Source organism: Roseiflexus castenholzii DSM 13941 (assembly GCF_000017805.1).
Taxonomy (GTDB): Bacteria; Chloroflexota; Chloroflexia; order Chloroflexales; family Roseiflexaceae; genus Roseiflexus; species Roseiflexus castenholzii.
Map to the genome: position 1 here is coordinate 4131821 of NC_009767.1, position 25756 is coordinate 4157576.

16 protein-coding genes and 1 other RNA gene are annotated in these 25756 nt (G+C 60.8%); 7 read left to right on the forward strand and 10 right to left on the reverse strand.

What is annotated here, in order from left to right; all coding sequences use genetic code 11:
• Nucleotides 1-5: 5 nt before the first annotated feature.
• Nucleotides 6-4256 (reverse strand): Ig-like domain-containing protein, encoded by a 4251-nt coding sequence (locus RCAS_RS16415; RefSeq protein ID WP_012121660.1) that lies wholly within the window; start codon nucleotides 4254-4256, stop codon nucleotides 6-8.
• 496 nt (nucleotides 4257-4752) lie between these two features.
• Between RCAS_RS16415 and RCAS_RS16420 the strand changes: the two genes are divergently transcribed.
• Nucleotides 4753-6369, forward strand: coding sequence for a helicase HerA domain-containing protein (locus RCAS_RS16420; RefSeq protein ID WP_012121661.1), 1617 nt, complete (start codon nucleotides 4753-4755; stop codon nucleotides 6367-6369).
• Nucleotides 6370-6597: 228 nt separating this feature from the next.
• Here the strand turns inward: RCAS_RS16420 and RCAS_RS16425 are convergent, their stop codons facing one another.
• Both RCAS_RS16425 and RCAS_RS16430 read right to left on the reverse strand, forming a co-directional pair.
• Nucleotides 6598-8403, reverse strand: coding sequence for a M61 family metallopeptidase (locus RCAS_RS16425; RefSeq protein ID WP_012121662.1), 1806 nt, complete (start codon nucleotides 8401-8403; stop codon nucleotides 6598-6600).
• Between the two features lie 60 nt (nucleotides 8404-8463).
• Entirely contained in the window at nucleotides 8464-10380 is a 1917-nt protein-coding gene (locus tag RCAS_RS16430) for a hypothetical protein (protein ID WP_012121663.1), read from the reverse strand.
• Between the two features lie 438 nt (nucleotides 10381-10818).
• Between RCAS_RS16430 and thrC the strand changes: the two genes are divergently transcribed.
• From thrC to RCAS_RS16450, 4 genes are all read left to right on the forward strand, one after another.
• Nucleotides 10819-11859, forward strand: coding sequence for a threonine synthase (gene thrC, locus RCAS_RS16435; protein ID WP_012121664.1), 1041 nt, complete (start codon nucleotides 10819-10821; stop codon nucleotides 11857-11859).
• Between the two features lie 19 nt (nucleotides 11860-11878).
• Complete coding sequence (locus tag RCAS_RS16440; protein WP_012121665.1) at nucleotides 11879-13282, forward strand: aspartate kinase; 1404 nt, start codon at nucleotides 11879-11881, stop codon at nucleotides 13280-13282.
• 275 nt (nucleotides 13283-13557) lie between these two features.
• Complete coding sequence (gene asd / locus RCAS_RS16445; protein WP_012121666.1) at nucleotides 13558-14616, forward strand: aspartate-semialdehyde dehydrogenase; 1059 nt, start codon at nucleotides 13558-13560, stop codon at nucleotides 14614-14616.
• A 325-nt stretch (nucleotides 14617-14941) separates the two neighbouring features.
• On the forward strand, nucleotides 14942-15835 hold the full coding sequence (locus RCAS_RS16450; RefSeq protein WP_012121667.1) for a class I SAM-dependent methyltransferase: 894 nt from the start codon (nucleotides 14942-14944) through the stop codon (nucleotides 15833-15835).
• Between the two features lie 168 nt (nucleotides 15836-16003).
• Here RCAS_RS16450 and RCAS_RS23440 read toward each other — a convergent pair whose 3' ends face one another.
• The gene (locus RCAS_RS23440) at nucleotides 16004-17725 is read right to left on the reverse strand and encodes a lipid II flippase MurJ (protein ID WP_157042678.1); all 1722 of its coding nucleotides are present in this window, start codon (nucleotides 17723-17725) and stop codon (nucleotides 16004-16006) included.
• 373 nt (nucleotides 17726-18098) lie between these two features.
• Between RCAS_RS23440 and rpsT the strand changes: the two genes are divergently transcribed.
• Nucleotides 18099-18371, forward strand: coding sequence for a 30S ribosomal protein S20 (rpsT, locus tag RCAS_RS16465; protein WP_041330952.1), 273 nt, complete (start codon nucleotides 18099-18101; stop codon nucleotides 18369-18371).
• A 6-nt stretch (nucleotides 18372-18377) separates the two neighbouring features.
• Here rpsT and holA read toward each other — a convergent pair whose 3' ends face one another.
• The 3 genes from holA to RCAS_RS16475 all read right to left on the reverse strand — a co-directional run bounded on the left by holA (nucleotide 18378) and on the right by RCAS_RS16475 (nucleotide 20564).
• Nucleotides 18378-19325: a DNA polymerase III subunit delta gene (gene holA / locus RCAS_RS16470; protein WP_041332098.1), complete on the reverse strand. Its 948-nt coding sequence runs from the start codon at nucleotides 19323-19325 to the stop codon at nucleotides 18378-18380.
• Nucleotides 19326-19344: 19 nt separating this feature from the next.
• Nucleotides 19345-19517, reverse strand: a non-coding RNA gene (gene ssrS / locus RCAS_RS24125) — 6S RNA.
• 45 nt (nucleotides 19518-19562) lie between these two features.
• Nucleotides 19563-20564, reverse strand: coding sequence for an aldo/keto reductase (locus RCAS_RS16475; RefSeq protein WP_012121671.1), 1002 nt, complete (start codon nucleotides 20562-20564; stop codon nucleotides 19563-19565).
• A gap of 477 nt (nucleotides 20565-21041) precedes the next feature.
• On the opposite strand from RCAS_RS16475, the gene RCAS_RS16480 reads away from it, so the two are divergent.
• Nucleotides 21042-22766, forward strand: coding sequence for an aldehyde dehydrogenase family protein (locus RCAS_RS16480; protein ID WP_012121672.1), 1725 nt, complete (start codon nucleotides 21042-21044; stop codon nucleotides 22764-22766).
• Between the two features lie 106 nt (nucleotides 22767-22872).
• Here RCAS_RS16480 and RCAS_RS16485 read toward each other — a convergent pair whose 3' ends face one another.
• The 3 genes from RCAS_RS16485 to RCAS_RS16495 are packed head-to-tail and all read right to left on the reverse strand — an operon-like array spanning nucleotide 22873 to nucleotide 25753.
• Nucleotides 22873-24264, reverse strand: a complete 1392-nt coding sequence (locus RCAS_RS16485; RefSeq protein ID WP_012121673.1) for a CheR family methyltransferase — start codon at nucleotides 24262-24264, stop codon at nucleotides 22873-22875.
• Nucleotides 24261-25301, reverse strand: a complete 1041-nt coding sequence (gene cheB / locus RCAS_RS16490; RefSeq protein WP_012121674.1) for a chemotaxis-specific protein-glutamate methyltransferase CheB — start codon at nucleotides 25299-25301, stop codon at nucleotides 24261-24263. Before cheB ends, RCAS_RS16485 begins: the two co-directional genes overlap by 4 nt.
• A complete protein-coding gene (locus RCAS_RS16495; protein WP_041330955.1) occupies nucleotides 25298-25753 on the reverse strand; it encodes a chemotaxis protein CheW in 456 nt (151 codons plus the stop codon). Before RCAS_RS16495 ends, cheB begins: the two co-directional genes overlap by 4 nt.
• Nucleotides 25754-25756 lie beyond the last annotated feature (3 nt).

Consider the following 25756-nt stretch of genomic DNA (forward strand, 5'->3'; position numbering starts at 1 on the left):
ATGTTTCAGCGCTGCACCAGCGGCAGGAACACCTGGTACGATGGTGTCGATCCAGGCGCAGCCGTCACCGTGATGTGCACACCCACCGGCGCCGACCGATCCTCGCCATCGAACGCCGCTATCTGGAATGTATCCACTCCCACGAACGTTGGCTGGGGCGTATACGTGAATGACCCATCAGCATTGAGCGTCAGCGTCCCGTTTGCCGGTTCGCCGATCAGCACCGCTGTGAGCGGATCGCCGTCCGGGTCACTCGCACCGGTCAGCACACCCGGCGCCGGCACGCTGAGCGATTGCCGGTTGGTCGTCGTCCAATTGCTGGATTGCGCCGTCGGCGGACGGTTCTCTTTCCGCACTGTGATGCGCACACCCACCGGCGCCGACCGATCCTCGCCATCGAACGCCGCTATCTGGAATGTATCCACTCCCACGAACGTTGGCTGGGGCGTATACGTGAATGACCCATCAGCATTGAGCGTCAGCGTCCCGTTTGCCGGTTCGCCGATCAGCACCGCTGTAAGCGGATCGCCGTCCGGGTCACTCGCGCCGGTCAGCACACCCGGCGCCGGCACGCTGAGCGATTGCCGGTTGGTCGTCGTCCAATTGCTGGATTGCGCCGTCGGCGGTTGATTGGCGGTGACCCGAATGATCACCGTTGTTGGCGGCGCGCTGAGGATGCCATCGCTCGCAGTATAGGTGAACGAGTCTTCGCCGATAAACCCTTCGGCGGGCACATACGTGAAAGACCCGTCACTGTTGAACACCAGCGTGCCACTGAGCGGCTCGTCAGTCAACGTGATCTGGAACGGATCACCGTCGCCATCGCTATCGTTGGCGCGCACACCGGGCGCCGGAACCTGAAGCGCGCGACCCGGGCGCGTAAAGTATGTTTCACCCGGCGCCCACGGCGCAAGGTTCGGCACGAGGCGCTCACCTCGACCGACGATCACTTCCAGATTGCGATAGCGCCCTTCAATCTCGCGCCCAAACGCGCTATCGAAATTGAGAGGCGCGCTATCCACAAAGCCGAGAGAGAAGCGACGCTGCCCTCGTAACTCCGCCTGCAACGTTTGCGCCGATCCGGTCCACTCACGCCGACCGAACCCGAAGACGGTCATACTATTCTGCCAGCCGGAAGAGTCATTCTGTTGACGATACATTTCAATCGTCGTATCGGCATCATCGTGATGCGCCAACCAGAGCGCGCGTCCTCCCAGCGCCGACTCGCCAGCGCGGAAATAGACCCACTCCGGACCGTTGATGTCGGCATGGAACCGTTCGTTGTACGCGAAACTGGGATCGACGGCATTCCCCGACAACCCATCGCCGCGCACCCAGCGGTCGCCCTCATTGAGTGTTCCGCCCGGCGTGCCCTCGTACAACCACCAGTAGGAGAGCGGCGTCGAACCGGACAGTGGTGTGCGCACAACCGACATCCGCACACTGTTGGGGAAGAACTCCCAGACGGCTTCCCATTGTCTGTTGCTGCTGACCGAGCGCACAACGGTGCGCAGCACCCCCTCCTGTTCAACGGTAGTCGTCGAACGCTGGTTCGTACTGAGTTCATTCCCCTGGAGCGGACCCGAAGCGCTTGGAATGGGGAAGACGTTGTAGTAGCCTGGATGGAAAACCGGGCCAAGATTTGGAATACCGCGATAGGCGCCTGCCGAGTCAGCCGCCGGATTGTACGAAATCCAGTCCGCATCCGAGCGGTCGAACATGCTGATCAGCGCGCCGCCATTGAGCGAGTAATAGAACATCGCGCTGCGCTGACCGGTCGAGTTGCGCGTCTCAATGACGGTTGCAAGATCGCGCCGGTAGGTCGTCGTCGGTGTGACAACCGCCGTGAGCGGCGTGAAATCCGGCGGCGCAAAACGCCCCTGGGTCTCGAAATAGACGAAGAAGCGGCGGGTGACATTCGCCTCAGTGCGTCCCCGCAAGAGCACGAGCAGTGTTCCGCGCGCATTTGTTATCGGATTGTACGCGCTGACCGGGTCGAACTGATAGACGACCATGGGATCGATGAGATTGCCGTCCGCATCAACCTCGACAACACGGATCGAGTCGCGCAGGATCGCGCCGTTGCCGCCTGCCTGTGAAAGCGCAGCCGTAAAGTTGACATCAAACTCAGCGACGTAATCGACGCGCGGATATGCGCCTGAACGCGCTTCCAGCGGCACGCGGTAGCGCCATCCGGTCAGATGCCAGTCGCCTGGCGGCGGCGTACCAGGAGTAAGCACCGTTATGGTCGCTGTGGCAACACTGGTCTGCGCGCCATCATTGACGCTCACCGTCAGCGGGAAGCGCCCACCATTGCGATAGCGGTAACTCAACTGGAACGAGCCATCCGGGTTGAGAGCGAGCGATTGCGCACCGCTGCCGTCACCATAATCAACCGTTGCCGTCAGAGTCGGCGAGTCCGGATCGCGGACGATGCCGGTGCGGGTAAACACATCTCCCGGATTGAGCAGCGCGCCTTCACCGAGGAGGATGTTCGGCGGGTCATCGACCGCTTGAATATCGATCGACACCGTTGCTGTTGCGCTGCGCCCATACTGGTCGTCGACACGGAAGACAAAACGATCGGCGCCGCTGACATCGCGGTTGGGAAGATACATCAGGTCAGGCGCAAGACCGCGCAGCGTGCCGAGCATCGGCGGCGTCACAATCGTATACTGCAACACAGCACGCGCATCGTTGCCGACCGGCAGGGTCACAGCCAGCGGTTGATCTTCCTGGGTTGTGAGCGATGTATCGTTGGCAATCAGCGGCGGCGTTTCCGGCGGCGAACTGTACTCAACGAACAGCGCCGGACCGGGCCAGAGCACTTCAAGCTCATGATCATTGCGATTCGACCAGATACGCAAAATATTATCGCCTTGATTGAGAAATTCGCGTGGATTCGTCAGGACGCGCGCATCAAAATTGTAATCGTGGAACACGCCAAAAGAATTATCGGACCAGATCGAGAATGCGTTGATGGCAACCGTTGTTCGCGAATCCGAAACCGATGAGCGTCCACTCCAACTGTAGAGAATAAAGCGCGCCCGCGTTGCGTTCGTGAGCGAATCGGGAATGGATATGAATGCCGTCTTGCCGATGCGCGGCTGCCGATAGGTGTTGAAACCAAAATTGCGCGGCGGACCGAACACCCGCTGCCCGTAGTAGTCGCTCCAGGTGTTGTACATGCGCACACTGCGCCCAACACGATTGAATGTCACTGTCACCGCCGGAGTCATATAACTGACGCCGGTATTGTCGGTGATGCGCGCCATCAATTGGACCGGCTGATCCTGATCGGGGACCCATTCCGTATTCCAGGTAAACGTGTAGACCCCGTTCGTATTGGAGCCGCTCGACGGCGAGGTGCGCGTCCCAATCGTGCGTTCCCAGACGCCGTGGCGCAGCGCGTAATGCCATTCGCGCAGCACGCCGTCGCCGTCCCAATCGTAATCGAGATAATTGCCGATCAGGTCCACACGCGCAATCGTGCGACCGGACGGCGCTTGCGCGCTCACGCTAATCTGCGGGAACTGGCTGGCGCTCAAGTTCTCGGTAATCACCCCGCCGTCTACCGGCGAGGTGATCGCACCATCGGGGCGCACAACGCTTGAATTGTAGTAGATGCGCGTCGTCACCTCATAGATCCACATATTGCCCCAGTAGAAATTCGTCCCCGACGCGCACTGCGGCAACGACCGCTGCGGACCGATACGATAGCGATAATTCACCGTGACGGTATTTCCCGTGCTGCCGGGAGGTCGCACGCCGCCGGTTCCGCTCAACGGCAACGGTGCGATGGCATTGGTTGGCGCGCGAAAGTAGCAGGTCGGCAAGGTATCGGGCGGAATACCCTGAATGTCGGGGTAGGGCGTCCAGGGACCGCCGTTGACATTGAATTCCTGCTGCGTCGATGCGAGGTGCCCGCCCCAGTATTCGAAGATCGCCTCGGCGCGCACGGCGTTGGCAAGATCAACATTCCGCGCCTGTCGCGTCTGCTCCGAAGGCACGGAACCGCAGCGCGTGCCTGACGCATTACACACCGACGTCTGACGAAACGTCGAATCGTCCTGGAACTGCCGGAACACATCTCCCGGTTGCGGACCGATTGGAGCGCCGCTCTGGGCAGCAACCGACGGCAGATCAAGGATCAGCGCCTGGAACGGCGCCGACGGCGGTGTCAGCGTCGATGCACTGAGCGCGATCAGCATTACAGTGGCAAGAAGGAGTCGATGACCGCGAATCTGATGATTCATGACACATCCCTACGCTTACGAGAAACTTTTGGCAACAACGAATCAGCCATCCGCCGTATGCACGTATGGCGTATGTCAAAGCAATCGTTTGATACCCCATCGTCTGCGCAAACTATAGAAGGTGGCGCTATCATTTGTCAATGATAATGAAAATACTGTAAATTCTTCGCCAATACACCGTTCGAGATAAAAAATAGTTCAAAGATGCACGATTTCAGGATATGCCGCAATGAACGGCATGTCACAACACGTTGGCGGGCGCGGCGTCGAGCGGGGACCGCCCGCGCGCCCAGGAACGCCTACGTTGAGGAAACGAAGCACCGCCTGGATTGGGGCGCGCCGGCGCCCGCAGTGCGTTCAACCCGACGGGAAACCGTCGGGCGGGCAGGACCGAACACGGTATGCCTGCACCCACGCGGGAAGGTGCCATTGACATCACGACAGAAAATGATATATTTGTTCGAGATGGACGATTCACCAGGCGCAAGGAGGGTGCATGTCGGTGTTGAATCGAAAACGGATCGGCGTTATCACCGGCGGCTCGCTGATCGAGGGGCTGCATGCCCGCCTCGACAGCAGCGTGAGCGTCGAAGATGTGCGCGTCGGTCAGTTCGTCGTTATTCAGGGAGAGAAGCACAACTTCTTCTCGATGGTCACCGATATTGCGCTCGAAGCGACCAACCGCACCATTCTTACCCGCCCGCCAGATGGCGACCGTTTCTTCCACGAGGTGCTGGCGGGCACGGCAACCTACGGCGTGGTGCAACTCAAACCGATGCTCATGTTGCCCCACGATCTGAATCAGGAGTTGCGCCCGGTCAAAACCGTGCCGTATCACTTTGCCCCAGCACTCGAAGCGGACGCGCAGGATTTCACCCGTGTCTTTGGCGCAGACGACGCAACGCACTTCGAGATTGGACGACCACTCGACATGGATGTGCCGGTCTGTGTGGACCTCAACCGCCTCGTGGAGCGCTCAAACGGCATCTTCGGCAAAAGCGGCACCGGCAAGAGTTTTCTTACCCGTCTGATCCTGTGCGGTATCATCCGTTCCGGAACGGCGTCGAACCTGGTGTTCGACATGCACAGCGAGTACGGCTGGGAAGCCACATCAGAGGATGGCAAATTTGTGAAAGGATTGCGCCAGTTGTTCGGACCACAGGTGCTGATCTTTTCGCTCGATGCCGAGTCGTCGCGCAAACGTGGCGTGAGTGTGGACGAAACCATCACCATCGGTCTTGATCAGATCGAGGCGGACGATATTCTGCTCCTTCAGGACGAACTGAATCTGACCGCCACCGCCGCCGAGTCCGCCTATCTGCTGGTGGATCGGTACAAACAGGAGTGGCTGAAGACGCTCCTGGGCATGAGCAGTGCCGACATTCACGAATTTGCCGAACAAGCCGGGGCGCACGCCGGCGCGATCAGCGCACTCAAACGCAAACTGGATCAGATCCAGCGCCTGGGATTTGTCCGAGAGCAGGCGCCGCTGGATGCCATTGATCGCCTGATTGAGCATCTGGCACGCGGGAAGCATGTGGTGCTTGAATTCGGGCAGTACCGCAGCGCGCTGGCGTATATGCTGACAGCGAACATCATCACGCGCCGCATCTATCGGCGCTGGGTCGAACAGACCGAAACCTTCCTGCGCACCAAGAACACCGCCGACAAACCGCGCCAGTTGGTGATCACGATTGAAGAGGCACACAAATTTCTCAATCCGGTTGCCGCGCGCCAGACGATTTTCGGCACGATTGCGCGTGAGTTGCGCAAATACAGCGTGACACTGCTCATTGTCGATCAGCGCCCCTCTTCAATCGACCCAGAGGTGATGAGTCAGATCGGCAGTCGGATCACAGCACTGCTCAACGATGACCGCGACATCGACGCCGTTTTTACCGGCGTGAGCGGTGCCGCCGGTTTGCGCGCCGTGCTTGCCAGCCTCGACACGCGCCAGCAAGCGATGGTGCTGGGACACGCCGTGCCGATGCCTGCCGTCATTCGAACGCGCCCCTATGATGCTGCATTCTACAAGGCAATGGGGTTTGTCGAAACGTCCATCGCCGAGCGGCGAAACCGCGCGTATGCGGAGATGGATGAGTTGTTTCCGTGAGAACTGAGAACCGAGAACCGAGAACTGAGAACCAAGAACCCCTTTCCGGCGGCAACTGGCAACCTTGCCACTCTGAAACATGCACTGTGCAACGACCGCCTGTAACCTTCCTTCCCCAAGCCTCTTGAGATCGGGCGAGGTTTCCGAAGCGGGCACAACCTCTCCCTTCAGCGACATGCAAGGGCATGACACATATCTCAAAAGACGGATACGTTCAACATGCAACGTTCAACGGGCAACGTTCAGCCACCCGTCCAGGAGCCGTTGCTGCTCTTCTGTCGGCGATTCGACCGGCGTGATCGTCAGGGTATCAGGCGGAGATTCGGTAAGTTGCAGCGGGATGTGGAGCAGGTCGTCGCGGCGAAAGAGGCTGAACAGCACGGTATCGCCAGGTTTACGTTCCGCCAGCCGCGCTTTGAGGCGCTCTTCGTCGATACGAACGCCATCCAGCGCGATCAGTTCGTCACCGGCATAAATCCCGGCAGACTCGCCGGGTCCACCTGCCAGCACCACCGAGACCTTGAGTCGACCATGATCCGTTTTGAGGCGTAACCCATGCCAGGCGGGGAGATGATCGTTCTCTTTTTCGAGCGAATGCCCCCAGACCAGGCGCAACCCCACGGCATCGAATGCGCGATCATACTCCAATTCATCCGTACTGGCGACGGCGCGCGCCAGCAGTGCGCGGTATGCCCCGCCCTCCTCGCCGGCGACTGCTTCCACCGCGCGGCAGAACCCGTCATCATCATCGAAGCCAGGGCGCTTGGCAAATGCGCCGCTGTAGAGGTCGTGCACCTGATCGCCGGCATATTCAGCATACAGATAGCGCATGACATCATCGAGCGAACGCGCCCCACCGGTGCGCCGCCGGATCTCCAGATCGAGCAGCAGCGCCACCAGGCTGCCTTTCAGATAGTACGACACACTGCTGTTCGGTCCGTTCTCATCAGGGCGATAGAACTTAATCCAGGCGTCGAAACTGCTCTGTTCCAGCGACTGAAGCGCCCGTCCCGGCTGGCTCTGCAATAACTTAATGTCGTCGGCGAGCGTTTCGAGATACCGTTCGCGACTGATTAAGCCGGCACGCAGCAGAATCAGATGGTCGTAATAACTGGTGATTCCTTCCATCACCCACAACTGGCGGGTGTAGTTTTCGCGCGCGTAGTCGAACGGACCAAGCGGCGCAGGACGAATGCGCTTAACATTCCAGACGTGAAAAAACTCATGAGCTGTGAGCGCCAGAAATCGCTCATACGAACGTGCAGGACGAAAGCCCCAGCGATCCACAATGTTCGAGACGCTGTTGCGATGTTCAAGACCGCCATATTCGCCATCGACCAGATGAACGATGAAGACATAACGCTGATAGGGTAATCCGCCAAACATGGCACGTGTGGTTTCGACAATCGTGCGAGTATCGGCGAGAATCTGACGCTCATCTTCGTTGCCGCGTCCCCAGAGCGCGATTTCGTGAGGAATGCCATCGACCTCGAAGGTCAGCAGACGGTGCGTTCCGCATTCGAACGGCGAGTCAACCAGTTCATCATAATCGTTGGCGCGAAATGTCGCCCAACCAGTGCGCTCCCCGGCGCCATCGATCCGCTCCAGCCCGGTCGTTACACGCCATTCAAGCGGCGTCTGGACATGGACGACGCATGGCTCGTGCAGATGGCCGCAACGGTACATGCAGAGATTGGACGGGTTGAAATAACCGTGCGTGCCATCGAGGTGGCTAGTGCGGACGCTCAGATCGAACGCATACACCTGATAGGTGACACGCACGGAACGGGCATTGCTCGCCATAATGCGCCAGGTGGTCTTATCGATCTTCTGCCAGGGCAACGGTTCGCCGCGATCGTTGGCAGCAGCGAACTGCTGCACATGGCGGGCATAATCGCGGATCAGATACGATCCCGGCGTCCAGGCCGGCAGCGCCAGATCAAGCGTGGGACCGTCAACAGAGGGAATATCGAGCGTTACATCGTACAGATGAGTATGGGGACGCAACATCGAGATGGAATAGACTAACGGCATAGGCGCTGCTTCGCAACTGCACTGTCAGGAACGAACCTGCACGGAAACATTGTCGAGGGGTCAAACCGTATAAGGAGCGAACAGGCGGACGAACAGCCGCCCGAACTGCGGCGAGTCGGTATCGATCTGCTCATAGAGATCGACCACGCGCGCGACCTGATCCCGGCGCCGCCACATCTCGCGCGCGAAGCGGTCGTCGATGTTGCGTTCGGTGCGCAAGAAGGCATAGAACTGCTTGAGCGACGTACAGAGTTCACGCGCCCCTCGAGGCGAACTGTTGGCGACACGCCGCGGATAAAAGAAGAACAGGCACTCATCGAGCGTGGCGTAGTTGCCCTCAGCCAGCGTCTGCGCATAATAACTGGCAAGAAAATCAGCGTAGATCCACAGGTCGCCGGTGCGACTGGCCGCCGTCGCCTCGCTCTTACCCTGCGCCAGCAGGAAGGCATAGAACCGTTCCATCAACTCGTGACTGACAGCCAGCGCCTCGTCGTTTGGGGTCAGTTGCTCGTCAAGGTCCTCGTCCCACTCCTCAACGTTCTCATCCCACTCCTCATCGAGCGTCGACACCTCATCATCGTCTGCACCATCTTCGAGTTCTGGCGGTCCACCGTTGAAATCCGATGATGTGGTCCCGGATGCAACATACGGGACCAGCGTTGCAAACAGATGGGGATTATCGGGAAGCATGCGATGGAAGCGTGCTGCCAGAATCTGCTGAATTTCTTCGATATTCTCGGTGCTGTGCAGGCGCTCAATCTCCTCAGGGCTGAGTTCTGCTATCAGTTGGCGCGCCGCTGCAAGCAACTCAGGACGTTCGGCGATGAATTCTCGCAGATCGTCGATAATCGACAGATCATCATTATCGAGGTCGGCAGCGGCAAACAGTCCATCCTCATCATCCGTCAGGGTCCATGCATCGTGATCATACTCGCCTTTGCGCACCCGTTCGTCGATCTGATCGGAATAATCCTGGAGCGCATTGATTGGCTCCAATTGCACAACTGTTGTTTCGCCACTGCGCGTATCGAAGACCACGCGCGCTGTCGAAGCGCGTGGCGCAATACCATTCCACAACTCCTGCGCCGCAGCCTCGCGGCGGCTCTCCAGAAGTTCACGCTGAAGAGCATCAATTGCCGCCAGCAGTTCGGAATCATGCGTTTCCCACATGCCAGAGTCCTGATCCTCAAGAATATCCGCCAGAGCGCGATACGTGCGATCACTCAGAAAGATGCCATTGATAAGGCGCAGGCGTGGATCGTTCGCCACCAACTCCTGCCACGAACGCCCGGCATACGTCGTGCGCCAGGCAGCGCGCGCAAAGACCGGCAATACCACATCAGCGGCGCTGATCGGCAGTGAGCGACTGGTAGCCACACGTGCGGCGATACCCTCGATCAATTCCTGTTCCTGGCGCAGCACATCTGCTGAACGCACAAGCGCGGCGTGATCGGCTTGCAGGCGGAGCGTCAACGGCGCCACCCGCTCAATCGTCACCAGGATCGTGTCGCCGTCGAACATACCTTCACGGCGCATCCAGTCGCTGATGTCGATGGCTGATTGCGCGAGCGGTCCAAAGAGATCATCAACCAGTTCAATCGAATCAAATCGGAAGGGAATGAGCGTCCCAGAGGCGTCTTTCAGTGTCAGATCATCGTGATAAGGCGCAACGAAGGGAAACAGGTGCGTCCGCAACAACAGCCCGGTCGCCAATTCATGCGGACCGGGCGTCACCCGGAAGCGCAGCCCGGTCAGCGCGACACGCAGCGGCATCAACGCGCCATCGCCAAGGCGCACCCACCCGACCTCATTCGCCCCAAAACGAAGGCGAGCGCGAATGCTGGCGAAGGGATCACGCGCCTGGCTTGGACGCCGTTGCAGCACCCGTTCGTAGATCTCGCGCTCAGCGACGACCCTGTCATATTCCTCTGCCAGTTCCAAAAGGATACTGGCGATAGTCGGTTCGCGTTGCGCCATGGTTGGGAAAACTCCTCGTTGTGCGTGTATCTTGTAGCAATTATATCACAGTGACGAGGGAGGCGAGAGGCAAGAGACGAGAGGGTGCAGGCGGCAGGCGGGATGTTGAACGTTGCACGTTCCATGGGCGGATGAAAAGGTACAGGTAAGTACGTGTTTCCAGCCTCTAACCCTTAACCCTTCTCCTGGTTCCTGGTTCTCCTACCCCGACTTGACATCCCCCCCCTTCTCGGATATAGTAGCGGCGTACCGAAACAGACGCCAGCAGCCTGGTATGCGTGCAGCATTTCGTACAACGACCGCCACGATGACTACTCCGGGCACTACCGCCGGGTGGGATCGTCGTGGGAGGGTTTTCGGGCGCTGACAGCCCATATGCGATGAACGCCCCCTCCTGCAAAGGATGGGGGCGTTTCTATTTCGGCGATGGAGGAAGGCATGCTGTTCGACCGCTATGGCGCATTTCTGCCGCTCACGGAGCAAACGCCGCGCCTCAGCCTTGGCGAAGGCGATACGCCATTGATCCACGCGCCGCGCCTGGCGCGCGCCATTGGGGTACGCGAGTTGTTTCTGAAATATGAGGGCGCCAACCCGACCGGCTCGTTCAAGGATCGCGGCATGGTCGTAGCCGTCGCCAAAGCCCTCGAAGCGGGCGCAACCTCGGTGATCTGCGCTTCGACCGGCAACACCTCCGCCAGTGCGGCGGCGTATGCGGCGCATGCCGGGATTGAGTCGATCGTCGTGGTGCCTGCCGGAAAAATTGCGCTTGGCAAACTGGCGCAGGCGCTGATGTACGGCGCGCGGCTGCTGGTGATCGAGGGCAACTTCGACCAGGCGTTGCACATAGTGCGCGACCTGGCGCAGACGTATCCGGTCACCATTGTCAACTCGGTGAACCCCTACCGCCTTGAAGGGCAGGCAACCGCCGCCTACGAAATCTGCGATGCACTCGGCGGTCCGCCAGACGCGCTCTGCCTGCCGGTCGGCAACGCCGGGAACATCACTGCGTACTGGATGGGGTTCCGTCGCTATCACGAGGCGGGGCGCATCGACCGATTGCCGAGAATGCTCGGTTTCCAGGCGGAAGGCGCTGCACCGATTGTGCGCGGGCATCCGGTCGAACACCCGGAAACCATCGCAACCGCGATCCGCATCGGCAACCCGGCCAGTTGGTGCTACGCACTCGATGCGCGCGATCAGTCGGGCGGGTTGATCGACTGGGTGAGCGATGATCAGATTCTCCAAAGCTGGCGTGATCTGGCGCGCCTGGAAGGGGTGTTCGTCGAACCGGCATCGGCAGCCGGCATCGCCGGGTTGCGCAGAGTCATCGCCGAAGGACGCGCCGAACCGAATGCGCGCTATGTGGCGGTGCTCACCGGTCATGGACTGAAAGACCCGGGGCTGGCGGTTGAACAATTCGATGTTCCTGAGCCGACGCCGGCGGACATGGACGCCATTCTTCGATGGTTGGGCTGGTAGAACAACGAGGAGGAGACCAATGCCCTTGCTGGTGATGAAATTTGGCGGAACATCGGTCGGCGACGCCGCTGCCATTCGGTCAGTCGCGGCGATTACCGAGGCGCAACGCGCAACGTGGGGACAGGTTGCACTGGTGGTTTCGGCGATGAGCGGCGTGACCGATATGCTGATCCGCGGCGCCACCACGGCGGCATCCGGCGATCAGCAGACGTTTCGCGCTATGGATCGCCTGCTGCGCGAAAAGCATGCCGCTGCGCTGGCGGAACTCGTCTCCGACGAGCGCGAACGCGCGGACGTGAGCGATCAGGTCTTTCGGCTGATCGACGAGTTCAGTATGCTGTGCCACAGTGTCGCGGTGTTGGGTGAGTTGTCACCACGTGCCGTCGATGCCATTTCAAGCCTTGGCGAGCGCATGAGCGTGCGGGTTGTCGCTGCCGCGTTACGCGCGCGCGGCATCCCTGCCGAAGCGCTCGATGCCACCGGCTTCGTGGTGACGACCGCACATTTCGGCGATGCACGTCCGTTGCAAGACGTCACGCGCGAACGCACTCGCGCACAGGTGCTCCCACTGCTCGAACGCGGCATCGTGCCGGTGATTACCGGTTTTATCGGCGCTACTGAGCAGGGTGTCACAACCACCCTGGGGCGCGGCGGCAGCGATTACAGCGGTGCGATCATTGGCGCTGCGCTCGATGCCGATGAAGTCGATATCTACACCGACGTCGACGGCGTGATGACCACCGACCCGCGGCTGTCGCCTGATGCCCGCGTGATCCCGGTGCTCTCCTACGCCGAAATGGGTGAACTGGCATATTTTGGCGCCAAAGTGCTACACCCGCGCACAATCCGCCCGGTGGTCGAGCGTGGCATTCCGCTGCGGGTGCGCAACACCTTCAATCCGTCTCATCCCGGCACCCTGGTCGTTCAAGACGTTGCATCGAACGGGCAGACCGTCAAAGCCGTGACGGCTATCCGCAACCTGAGCCTGATCACCGTCGAAGGGCGCGGCATGATCGGCGTGCCCGGCGTTGCAGCGCGCACTTTTGGCGCTGTCGCCAGTGTTGGCGCGAATGTGTTGATGATCTCTCAGGCGTCGTCGGAGCAGAGCATCTGCTTCGTTGTGCCATCCAACACCGTGCCACAGGTGACCTACGCGCTCGAACACAATCTGGCGATGGAACTGGCGCGGCGCGACATCGACCGCATCTGGGCGCGCGATGACGTGGCGATCATCACGGCAGTCGGCGCGGGCATGCGCGAGACTCCTGGCGTTGCGGCGCGGGTCTTCGGCGCGCTCGCCGAGAGTCAGATTAACGTGATTGCGATTGCTCAGGGGTCATCGGAGTGTTCGATCAGTACGGTCGTTGCGGCGTCGGATTGTGATGCCGCCGTGCGCGCCGTTCATCGCCTGACGCAAGGATGATCGAGGCGACCGCACCGCCTGGATGGCGGGCGGCCACGCGAGATGCGCCTGCCGCCACGGGGCATGGGCGGAACCCGAGGTGACCGTCACCGCCTGGGCTGCCAACCCCGCGTAGTGTGTGCGCAGCCAGAGAGGCATGAGCGGAGCTAAGGAGCAGCCGCAGTAGTGACGGTCACCTGGGATTGGAGAAAGGAGAGACCTCCAATACGCATCGGCAAGGCGCCTGGGGATCGAAAGTAGTGACGGTCACCTGGGATTGGAGAAAGGAGAGACATATGACACGCAAACGAATCCCAGTCGCTATCCTCGGCGCAACCGGCGCCGTTGGTCAGCGGATGGTGCAGTTGCTGGAGAATCATCCGTGGTTCGAGATTGTTGTCCTTACCGGATCGGACCGCACGATTGGGCGTCCTTACGGCGAGCTGGTGCGCTGGATTCTCGATACGCCTATCCCGGAGCGGGTGGCGAACATGGTCGTGCAACCAACCGAAGAGGTGGCTGATGTAGCAATTGCGCTTTCGGCGTTGCCGACGGATGTGGCGCGCGCGATGGAGCCGCGCTGGGCGGAGCGCACCGCAGTCTGCTCAAATGCGTCCGCCTACCGCGCGGTTGCCGATGTGCCGCTGATCATCCCGGAGGTCAACCCTGATCAACTGGCGCTGCTGGAGCGTCAGCGCGCACAACGCGGCTGGAAGGGGTGCCTGGTGACCAACCCGAACTGCGCGACGATCAGTGCGGTGATGCCCCTCAAACCGCTCCACGATGCGTTTGGTTTGCAGACGGCGCATATCAGCACGCTTCAGGCAGTCTCCGGCGCCGGATATCCAGGGGTGGCATCGCTCGACATTATCGACAACATCATTCCGAACATTGCCGATGGCGGCGAAGAAGCCAAGATCGAGGCAGAGCCACGTAAATTGCTGGGAAACGTTGCGGATGGTCAGGTGGTCGAGGCGCAGATTGCCATCAGCGCGCAGGTGACGCGTGTGCCGATCATCGATGGTCATACGGCGCTGATTGCTGCGTCGTTTGCGCAGAAACCATCACCGGAAGAGGCGCTTGCCGTCCTCGAGGCGTTCATGCCACCTGAGATTGTGCGCCATCTACCCTCGTCACCGGAACGCGCCCTGATCGTTCACTGCAATGGCGATCGCCCGCAACCGCGACGCGACCGCGACGCCGGGCGCGGGATGAGCGCCAGTGTCGGGCGGGTGCGTGCCTGCCCGGTGCTGGACCTACGCATGGTCGCGTTGTCGCACAACACCATCCGCGGCGCGGCTGGCGGCGCCATTCTCAATGCCGAATTGCTCGTGGCGAGCGGGATTGTATCGTGAAGAGAGGTTAGGGGTTAGGGGCGTCAGGTGCGCATTGTGGGTTTCGACACTGTATCAGGTCGAGCTCCTGATAGGCAAATCAGGCTCTGCAAGCGTATAGCGTGATCGAGCAGCCCGCACAGGCGGGCTTCGTAGCCCGTAGCCTGCGACTATAGTCGCCGGGCGGATAGGGCATAGCGGAATATGTATTCAAAGCCCATCAGCCGCCGGGTCCCAGGGAGTCGCCGGGCAGGGGGAATGGTAGCCATTCAACGTCCGTCCAGGGGCGAATCAACCTGTTCTATTGCCATAGAATGAGGTTCGTGCAAATGTCCAGGAGGCGCGGATGGGTCGCGATATGTGGAGTGAGTGGCTGTTGCACCGGCGTTTCGGCGGCGACGCGCAGCGTATGCAGTCAGTTCTCGACTTTCTGCGCCCGGTGCGGGATAAGGTGTTGGACAATGCACGCCTCGCCGAAGGCGATACGGTACTCGACGTTGGCTGCGGCGACGGGTTGATCGCCTTTGGCGCACTGGAACGGAGTGCCAGCGGCACAATTATCTTCAGCGACATTTCCCAGGATCTGCTCAATCACGCACGGTCCCTGGCGCGCGAAATGGGGCTGCTGGATCGCTGCCAGTTCCTGCTCGCTCCGGCAGAGGATCTCTCAGTGCTGGAAGATGCTTCAGTGGATGTGGTCACCACGCGGTCCGTTCTGATCTACGTTTCGGCGAAACAACAGGCGTTCAGAGAGTTCTATCGAGTGCTCAAGCCTGGCGGGCGCCTGTCGATCTTCGAACCGATCAACAGGTTTGGTATGGATATCTCTGAGCAACCGCACTGCTTCGCCGGATACGATGTGACACCAGTGATAGACATCGCGCAGAAGGTCAAGGCGCTCTATCATAAGTTGCAACCACGGGATAGCGATCCAATGCTGAACTTCGATGAGCGCGATCTGATCGCATATGCCGAACAGGCGGGGTTCAGGGAGATCCGCCTCGAGTTACAGATAGAGGTGACGTCTCCCGGAAATGCGGCAATGTCTGTCAAAGATGGCGACTGGGAGGCATACGTGCGCACTGCCTGGAACCCGAAAATCCCAACGCTCGAAGAAGCGATGCGCCAGGTGCTGACGCCTGAAGAGTCCGAAACCTTCACCGCGCACCTGCGCCCATTAGTGGAAGCGCACCAGAGAGTACACCGATCGGCAGTGGCGTACCTGTGGGCGGTCAGGTGATGCAGGTAGAGCCAGGAGCATTCGGGAACGGCAGAGTTTTCGTTGAACGTTGCACATTCAACGCTTCCACCTGCAACCCTCAATTAACCTTTCCACCTGCCACCTTCCCATCCGCGCAGAGACGTTGCAGTGCAACATCTCTGCTATGCAACCCGCAACCTGCAACCTTCACCCCCCATCCCCAGGAGCAAACCTGAACCAAGCCCGCGTCAGTATGCGTCGCCCGCGCGCTACGGCAGCGCTGAGTTCCGATACCCTGAACAGAGCAGTGACCCCGGCATACGCCAGGACGCCGGCTGCGGTTGCCCCGGCCAGCCATACAACGAGCGGCAAAAAGTCGTCGGGCCAGCGGTAGGTATCACCAGGAGCGACGAAGGGTGCTATCGCATATGAGGAACGGAGTAGTAATGCAAGCGCGAAGGCGCATGCCATGGTCGCCAGGATCATCGCACCGATTGCGCGGAAGAAGTCGCGCTCCAGCCCGCCCAACCGCCGTCCAAGCAGCGCGAGGAGCAGAGTGGCTTCAAACAGGTTTGACAGGCTGAACGCCAGACCCAACCCGCCCAACCCCAGCCCCACACGCAGGAACGACCATCCCAGGCTCATGTTGAGCGCCACCGCCGCAATACCAACAATCACCGGCGTTCGGGTATCCTGCATAGCGAAGAAGGCGCGCACGATGACTTCGGCGGCGGCAAATCCGGCAAGCCCCAGCGCATACGCCGCCAGCGCCTCGGTGGTCAGCGTCGCCGATGCAGTATCGAATGCGCCGCGCTGAAAGAGCGCGCGGAGCACCGGCAGCGCCAGCACGCCAAGGATCGCCGAAGCCGGCAGCGCCAGGAACAGCACAGCGCGCACACCACCAAGCGCCGTTGCACGAAACGTTACGCGGTCGCCGGCAGCATACTGGCGCGCCATTTCGGGGAAAAGAACCGTTGCCATGCTCAGCGCGATTAACCCGTGCGGCAGCAGCATCAACTGGAGCGCATACGCATTTGCTGCCAGCGCCGCACTCCCCAGCGTCGATGCCAGACTGACAATAGCGATCATGTTGACCTGCCATGCAGATTGCCCCAAGATGCGAGGACCGAGCAGACGGAGCATCCGTCCAACGCCTTCGGCGTAGAATGGGGTCAGAAATGAGACGGGCGACGCGCGAGCGCCGTCAGACTCGCGCCCGCTCTGATATGCGGCGGCAGTGTTCGCAGAGACGACCAGACCTGCTTTCCTGCGCTGTTCATCACGATCGTCTCTGATGCGATACGTCGCCCCGACGGAGCGCAACCCTGGCAACTGGACCAGAACAAACAGCGCCGCGCCGATATTGACGCCCCAGACCAGCCCATAGATGCCGAGCCAGGGTCCGAACAGCGCGCCGCCAATGATTCCAAGGTTGTACAGATTTGAACCGATGGCGGGCAGCGTAAACCGGTTGAACGATTCGAGCGTCGCCTTGGCGAGTCCGCCGACGCCAAGCAGAAATGGTTGAATCAGCATCAGGCGCAGCACATCGACCGTAAGTGCGCGTTCCGCCTCATTCAACCCGCGCCCAACGCTCAGCGCCACAAGCGGCGCGGCAAACACCCAGACGACCGCACATGCTGCCGTCAGCGCCAACAGGGTCAGGTTCAGCACGGCAGATGCCAGCCGCCAGGCATCGCGCCGTTGTTCGAGCGCCTCCGAAAACACCGGGATAAACGCCGAACCCAACGCCCCTCCCGCAACCACGAGGTAGATCAGGTCGAGAATGCCGAACGATGCGCGGAAAGCGGCAAGTTCGGCGCTGGTGCCGAACTGGTGTGAGATCAGCACATCGCGCGCCAGCCCAAGCAGCCGACTCGCCAGGTATCCGGTTGCAACGATAAGAGTGTTCAGCAGAGCGCGTTTCATGAGAAAACCGAGAACCGAGAACCGAGAACTGAGAACCGAGAACCGAGAACTGAGAACTGAGAACTGGCAGCCGTTCACACTTCGCCCCGGAGCGCGGACGTCGCGCCCGCATGAGTGCTTCGTCCCGCCGTTACGCCGCACTGCCGCCCTACCCCGGGTGATCGTCACTCCGGGCTTTGCTCGCAACACCTGCCCTTCCCCTGCCCCCTGGCAGTTGATCGGCGCTCATCCCCATCACCGAGTGACAGTCACCTTGAGGACGGTTGCACAGATCGTCGCTTCCTGGTATAATGACGCTCCAGAACAAGCGGCGCGTCTGCGGCCGCTTTCATTATGAGATGGAGCACTCGCAGTTTCAAGGAGAGAGTGAGTCTTGGCAAACACAAAGTCTGCTGAAAAGCGCATTCGCTCGAACGCGCGCCGCGCGCTGCGCAACAAGATGTACCGATCACGGGTCAAGACCGCAATCCGAAAAGCGGAGCGCGCTATCTTTGCCGGCGCCCCCGAACCGGAACTGGTCCGTGAGGCGATGAGCCTGCTGGATCGCGCCGCAGTCAAGGGGATCATCCACAAAAACAACGCCGCCCGGCGTAAGTCGCGTCTGGCAAAGAAACTCGCCAAAGCCACAGCGACTCCAACATCTTGAGTCGTGTCAGGAACACATATCGGCGACGATCAGTTCCAGTCCGGCTTCAATTGCTGCGCGACCGGTCTTTGAGGCATGATCGAGTTCGAGCAGGCGCCGGTGCAAACGCTGTAGATCGGCATCACTGAAACCGTGCGCCTGCTCAAGTGCTTTGCGCACAACGAACGGCTTCTGCCCCAACCGGTTCGCAATATCGTCGGGGCGCAGACGCTGTGCCGCCAGATCCCTGACTCCCATCAGAATGCGCACCTGACGCGCCATCATGAACAGAATATACTGTGCCGCCTGACCGTCGTCGAGCAGACGGCGCAGCGCTGTCAGCGCCGCACTCCGACGGCGCGCACTGAGCTCGTCGATGAAGGAGAACAGATTCTGCTCCTGCCTATCGGCAACCAGCAGATCGACCTCGCGGACAGTAATACGCCCGCGACGCCCGACGAACGTTGCCAGTTTGGTCAGTTCAGTCACCAGCAAGCGGCTGTCATTTCCCGCCAGCAGAGTCAACCGCTGAGCAGCATCCCGTTCGAGGGTGACGCCAAGACCTTTTGCGCGGTCACTCAGCCAGCGCAGCAGATCGGCGCCTTCGCGTGGCACGCATTCGCGCACCTCAGCATGCTTCTTCAGAAACGTGAAGAGACTGCTACGTTTATCGAACTCGTCGCTTTCGACAAAAACAAGATCGCAGGCGTCCGGCACGTGCTCCAGGTATGCGCGCACGTCGTCACGATCCTTGCCGGCTTTCTGGTGCTTCAGCAGGTCGTCAACAATGACCAACCGCCGGTCGGCGAGGAAGGGCATCGCCTCGCATGCCGCCACAATGTCGCTGAGCGTCGTCCGCCGTCCATCGAGCGTGGTGATATTCAGGTCGGCGACCTCAGCCGGAACGCGCGCCTTGAGCGCCGCGAGCGCCTCGCTCCGCCCATATTCGTCTGGACCATACACAAGGAACAGCACGACAAAACCTGAGACAGGAAGAAACCCCACCGCCGGCGTGAGACGGATAGGTTTCGAACCTGCACAAGGCAGGTGGGTGCTGGCCCGTGGGTATCTGCGGCCCGCCGCATAGCCCATGATGTCGGAGCACAACTCCCTTCGAAACTGTGTTGGCTCGAAACAACACACCGCCCCCGACCGGGGTAGGGTTGCACTGATCGTACCACCGGTCGTCGTTTCTGGCAACTGCGAATCCGGTCAGGCAATACGCATCTTCATCCAACCTGCTGTGTTGTGGAAATCGACGACCGCGCTTCCCGGCGGCACGAGTGCGTCGCACGCGGCGCGCAGATCAGCGCTCAGCGCCATCTCCAAAACCGGCAGTATTTCCTCGAGTTGCGCCAGGGTGCGCACACCAACAATGGGCGCGGTGACACCAGGCTGATCTTTGACCCACAAAATGGCGAGTTGCGCTGGCGTCAGACCATGCTCGCGCGCGAGTGCGGCAAATGCACGACCGACCTCGATGCCGCGCGCAGTGACACGCTCGGCATAGATGCCACCACGCAGCACAACGCGCGAATCCGGCGGCGGCGCGGTAATGTCGGTATAGCGCCCTGCCAGCACCCCCTGCGCCAGCGGCGCCCACGGGATGATTGCCAGACCGTGCGCCTGGCAGAGCGGCAGCAGTTCGTTCTCGATGCGCCGATCAAGCAGATTGTACGGCGGTTGCTCCGAGACGTAACGCGCATACCCCTTCAACTCGCTGACCATGATCGCTTCCATGACGCGCCACGCCGGGTGCGTTGAACAACCGATATAGCGCACCTTCCCCTGGCGCACCAGATCGGTCAGTGCCGCGAGGGTCTCTTCGACCGGCGTGTTTGGATCAGGACGATGGATCTGGTACAGATCGATATGATCGGTTTGCAACCGACGCAGACTATCTTCACAGGCGCGTATCAGGTGCAGACGCGAGTTGCCCCGGTCATTAGGACCAGGTCCCGTTGGGAAATGCCCCTTCGTCGCCAGGAACACCTGGTCGCGCCTGCCGTTGCGCGCCAGTGCGCGCCCGATGATGCGTTCGCTTTCGCCATGGTTGTAACTGTCAGCAGTGTCGATCATGGTGATACCGGCGTCAATGGCGCGGTCAATGATGCGCATCGATTCGGCGTCATCGGTCGGGTTGCCAAAATTCATTGCGCCGATGCACAACGGCGCCACGCGCACGCCGGTGCGCCCAAAGAAACGGTATTCCATACGCTGATGTCCTTCAGGGGTGAGGAGTCAGGATAACGTTTTGCCTGCGACTCGCTGCTTTCCTGCCTTCCGCCTGCCACCCATACGCCTGGCGTCTTTCGCGCCGCCTGTTCATACTGCCACAAAGACGCACAAGACATCCACCAGGGGCACAGGCGCCCACCGATGCCCCCATAGATATCGGGCGTCCCTCCATACCCTGCCCACGGGCAACGAGACATTTTCTCACCTGAAACCTTCCTGCCTTCGCACCCTCAACCCGCGCGCCTTGCAATAGTACCACACCTGTGTGGCGGGTTATCAATCATTCAGCATGGCGCAGCGCCTCTTCCCGCCATGGCGCATGGCGTTATGGTACAATACCGGGAAGATTGAGACAATCGTGAGACCACCGGCGAGCAATCGGCCGGAAACGCCGCTAACCAGAGTACGCCAGGGCGGACGAAAGCCGCCTGCGGGAAGACGAAGGAGGCTGTCATGACGGCCGTGGCGCCAGATCATCGGGCTGCGCCAACTACACCCCAAACGCCGCCGATGTGGGCGGATGTTGATCGGGCGCTTGCCGATTTGCACGCGCGTAAAGACTCCTGGGTTCAGGTCAGCCTCGATGAGCGGATTGCGCTTCTCGCCATGCTGCGCCGCGCTCTTGCCGATGCCGCAGAGCGCTGGATCACGACAAGCCTGGAGGCTAAAGGACTGGCGCCGGGCGGGTATGGCGAAGGAGAGGAGCGTACCTGGTTGACCATTCTCACTCGCTCGCTGCGATTGCTACACCAGGCGCTGAGCGATGTGCGTGACCACGGCCAACCTCAGTTGCCGGGTGGATTGACCACTCGCCCGAATGGACAGGTGGTTGCGTCGGTGCTGCCGATCAACCGTTATGATGCGGCGATTCTTCCCCGAATGACCGGCGAAGTCTGGATCGAGCCGGGATTGACCGCCGAGGACGTGCTCCAACAGCAGGCAGCCGCCTATCGAAAGCCCGCCGAACACGGGCGCGTGGCGCTGGTGCTGAATGCGAGCACATCAAGTTTTCTCCCGGTCACTGATCTGTTGCACAAACTGTTCGTTGCCAATGAAGTCGTTGCGCTGAAACTGCATCCGATGCAGGCAGCGCTCACGTCGCTCTTTGAAGAAACCTTCCGCTCGCTCCTCGACTATGGCGTCGTCCGGTTGATCTATGGCGACCACGATCTCGATGCATATCTCTGCGCCCATTCGTTGATCGATACGGTCCATTTTAGCGGCGCCGACGCCTCGTTCGATACGCTGGTCTTTGGTGAGGGACAGGAAGGCGTGGAGCGCCGAATGCGCCACGAGGTGGTGTTGACAAAGCCGTTCAGCGGCGAGGTGGGCAATATCACGCCGGTGCTGGTCGTTCCAGGACCCTGGAGCGATGATGATCTGCATCATCACGCGATATTGCTGGTGCGCGCATTTGTCTGCAATGCCGCGTATGTCTCCGCCGCTCCACGCCTGATTGTGCATCACCGGGGCTGGCGCCGGCGCGATTCGTTCCTGGCGGCGTTCGAGCAGGTGCTGGCGCGGGTTCCAACCCGGCAGTCGCCATTCCCGGAGGCGCGCCGCCAGCTGGATGCGCTGCTGAACGCTCACGCGCGCGCCCATCGCATCGGTCAGGCGGATATGGATCATCTGCCATGGACCGTCATTCCCGACCTGACGCCGTCGGCGCTCGAGGCAGACTGCTTTGTGCGCACCATGTTCTGTCCGGCGGTCGGCGAATTGGCGCTCGACGCGAAGGACGCCGCTGCGTTCATCGATGCGGCGGTCGAGTTCCTCAATCAGCGCGTGCGGGGTACGCTGGCAGCGACAATCCTCATCCATCCGCGCACCTTGCGCGACCGTCGGGCGCGCGCGGCTTTCGAGCGGGCATTGAACGATCTTCAGTACGGGACGGTGACGATCAACGCAGTGGCGCAGCAGGCAGTGCTGGCAGGCGTTCTGCCGTGGGGCGCGTTCATCGCAGAGAGCGATGGTCGGTCCAGCGGTAAAGTCGCCAACCCGCTCATGCTTCCTCGTCCGCAAAAATCGATCCTGCGCGGTTCGTTCCGCATTCCGCGCATGTTTCTCTCCGTCGATCCGCACCACAATATCGAGATGTGCAAAGCCATCACTCGCCTGGAACAGGCGCCGTCGCCATGGCATCTGGCGCAGCTGCTGCGCCTGACGCTGCGGAGATAATCTTCGGGTTCCGAAGGCGCAAAGCAGAGGGGGGCGTGCGGTTCACATCGAACATTGAACGTGAGAGAGGAGGATCATCGGTCTGCGTAGCACGACCCCGCGCCGATCAGCGCCGAAGCGCCTCCATCTGGCGCTGAATGAACATCTGGAGTTCTGCGGCAGTCGCGTTGTCGAACGAAGGAACCGGCGCATGCGGCGGCAGTGTTGCGAGCGCGCGAAGCAGCCTGCGGTACGCTCGATAGGCTTCATCGACGTGACCGGTGCGATGAAGAATACCGGCCATTGCCAGCAAAGCCAGATAGAGGGAATGATCGAGATAGACGGCGCGCCGATAGGCGGCAAGCGCTTCATCCAGGCGTCCCTGTTGCTCCAGGATTTGCCCGTTGAGCAGGTGCGCCTCGGCAGAGAGCGGCTGGTGTTGGACCATTGTCTCACATAGCCGCATCGCAGTGGCCAGATCGCCGCGATCCGCCGCCTGCCGCGCCACCGCCAGCGTATCGGGCGCAGCATTGTCGGCAACCGGCGTGTCAGACACGAAGGACGGCGATGGCGCAGCCGGCGCAGGCAGCAGGAGCGACGCCACGTCGGCAGATGTAGTCGATAGCGGACGGACCATCTGGCGTGCAGGCACAGACGGAATCGCCTCATCAAAGAGCGGCGCATGCAACGGCTTGCGATAGATAACGGTTCCCGGACAATTGACAACCTCGAATTGGGCGAAGAAATCGGAGCGCGCTTCGGCATGCCCGACGATCAACCAGCCGCCAGGGGTCAGGGCGCGATACAAACGGCGCACCACCGCGCGGATTGTGTCGTCGTCGAAATAGATCAGCACATTGCGACAGAGAATGACATCCTGCATCGTGGTGCCGTTCATCACCGCCGGATACTCGTCTTCGACCAGATTCAACCGCGCAAACAGCACCTGACGGCGGAGATCGGAACGTATCCGCCAGCGTGTTCCTTCAAGGCGCTCAAAATAGCGATCCCGCAGCGCCGGATCGGTTTCACGGAACGACCAGGCGCCATACACCCCGGCGCGCGCGCGGTTCAGAAATGCGGTATTAATGTCGGTCGCCAGAATCGTGATCTGCCAGGCATCGGGATCGGGCAGCGCTTCGTGCAGGAGAATCGCCAGCGAATATGGCTCTTCGCCCGTAGCGCAACCGGCGCTCCAGAAACGTAGCGACCGGATCACCTCGCGTCGGGCGATCAGGTCGGGGAGGATCCGGTCGCGCAGTGCGGTAAACTGTGAAGTGTTGCGAAAGAAGTAGGTTTCACCGACGGTGACGCCTTCAATCACGGTGTGCAGCGTCTTGTCATCGACAACCGCAGCCGCATAGAGCGCTTCAAGCGTTGCATATCCGGTAGCCGGCAACACCATTGTCAGGCAATGATGGAGATCGCTCCGCCGATGGTCGGGAAAGTAGAGACCACTGCGTGTCAGCAGCAGATCGCGAAATCGGCGGAAGAGATCATCGCTGAAGGTCGTATTCATACTGCCACCAGCGTCCGGATGGACGATGCAATCTGATCGAGCGGCGCTTCGCGCGTCACGGCGCCGGATTCGACAGCGCTGCGGGGCATGCCATACACAACGCAACTCGCTTCGTCTTGCGCAATGGTCACAGCACCACGTTCACGGAGTTCCTTGAGACCGCGCGCTCCATCATCACCCATACCGGTCAGGATGACGCCAATTGCGCGCGCACCGTATGCCTGCGCGACCGACCGGAAAAGGAGATCGGCTGAGGGGCAATATCGGTCGTCAGGATGCGTCGGGCGCAGATCAACAACACCACGCCCACCCGCCAGCAAATGAAAACCGTCCGGCGGCAGGTACACACATCCAGGCGCCAGGCGTTCGCCATGCGCAGCAATTCGAATCGGCAGTGGCGTCGTTCGTTGCAACCAATCCTGGAGCGCAGGCACAAAATCGCGCGCAATGTGCTGAACGAGCAGAATCGGCAGCGGAAACCCCCTGCCCAGTTCGCTCAGGATTGTCTGCACGGCTGCCGGTCCGCCGGTTGATGCGGCGATTGCCAACACCTGCGCCCCACCAACAGGCGCCGACACCGGCTGCGCCTGAGTCGTCGAGGGCGGAAGCGCGCGTGGCGCAAAGCGCGTCACCACCCGCACGCCAGCCATGAGCCGCAGCGTCTTGAGGAAGTTCTCGCTGTCGGCAGGATCAGCGTGGCGCCCGCCCGGTTTGCGGATAACAGTCAACGCGCCGGCCGCCAGGGCGTCGATGGATTTCTTCTCGCCGGCGCTCGCACTGATCATCACAATAGGGGTCGGGCAACGACGCATAATCTCGCGCGTTGCTTCATAGCCATCCATCAGCGGCAGGTGGATATCCATCGCAATCACGTCCGGTCGTAGCCGCGACGCTTCCTGCACCGCCTGCCGCCCGTTGCTCGCCACGCCAACCACTGTGAACGCGCCGCTCGCGTGCAGCAAATGGATCAACAACGCGCGCTGGCCGGGCGAGTCTTCCACCAACAGCACGCGGATCGGCGACGGCTCGCTGCTCACGCTGCCATCCTTCGCAGTTCAGCAACATCGAAGACCGGACAGGATCGGTGATCGTGCTGAATGATACCGCAAAAGAGATTTCCAGCAGCCTCAGCGCGCTTCAAAGGATGCATCGCCGTCGGCAGATGGGAGATCAGACCGTACACCTGATCGACCAGCAGCCCCAGCACCGGTGTCGCAGCATCCTGTTCGCCGTTGATAATCACAATATGACTGCTCAGATCGTAGTGCGGCGGATCACCAACCAGTCGCCGCCCGTCCAGCACCGGCACATGCCTCCCGTATAGATTGAGCCACCCGCAGATCTCCGGGCGACTGTCCGGGATCACGGTCAGCGCAGGGAGCGGCACAATACGCAGCGCGGCGTCGAGCGGCAAAGCATAATCCTGTGTCCCGATGCGACAGAGCACCAGCGTTTGCCCGGTGAGTGATGAAACGTGCGCATCTCCCATAGT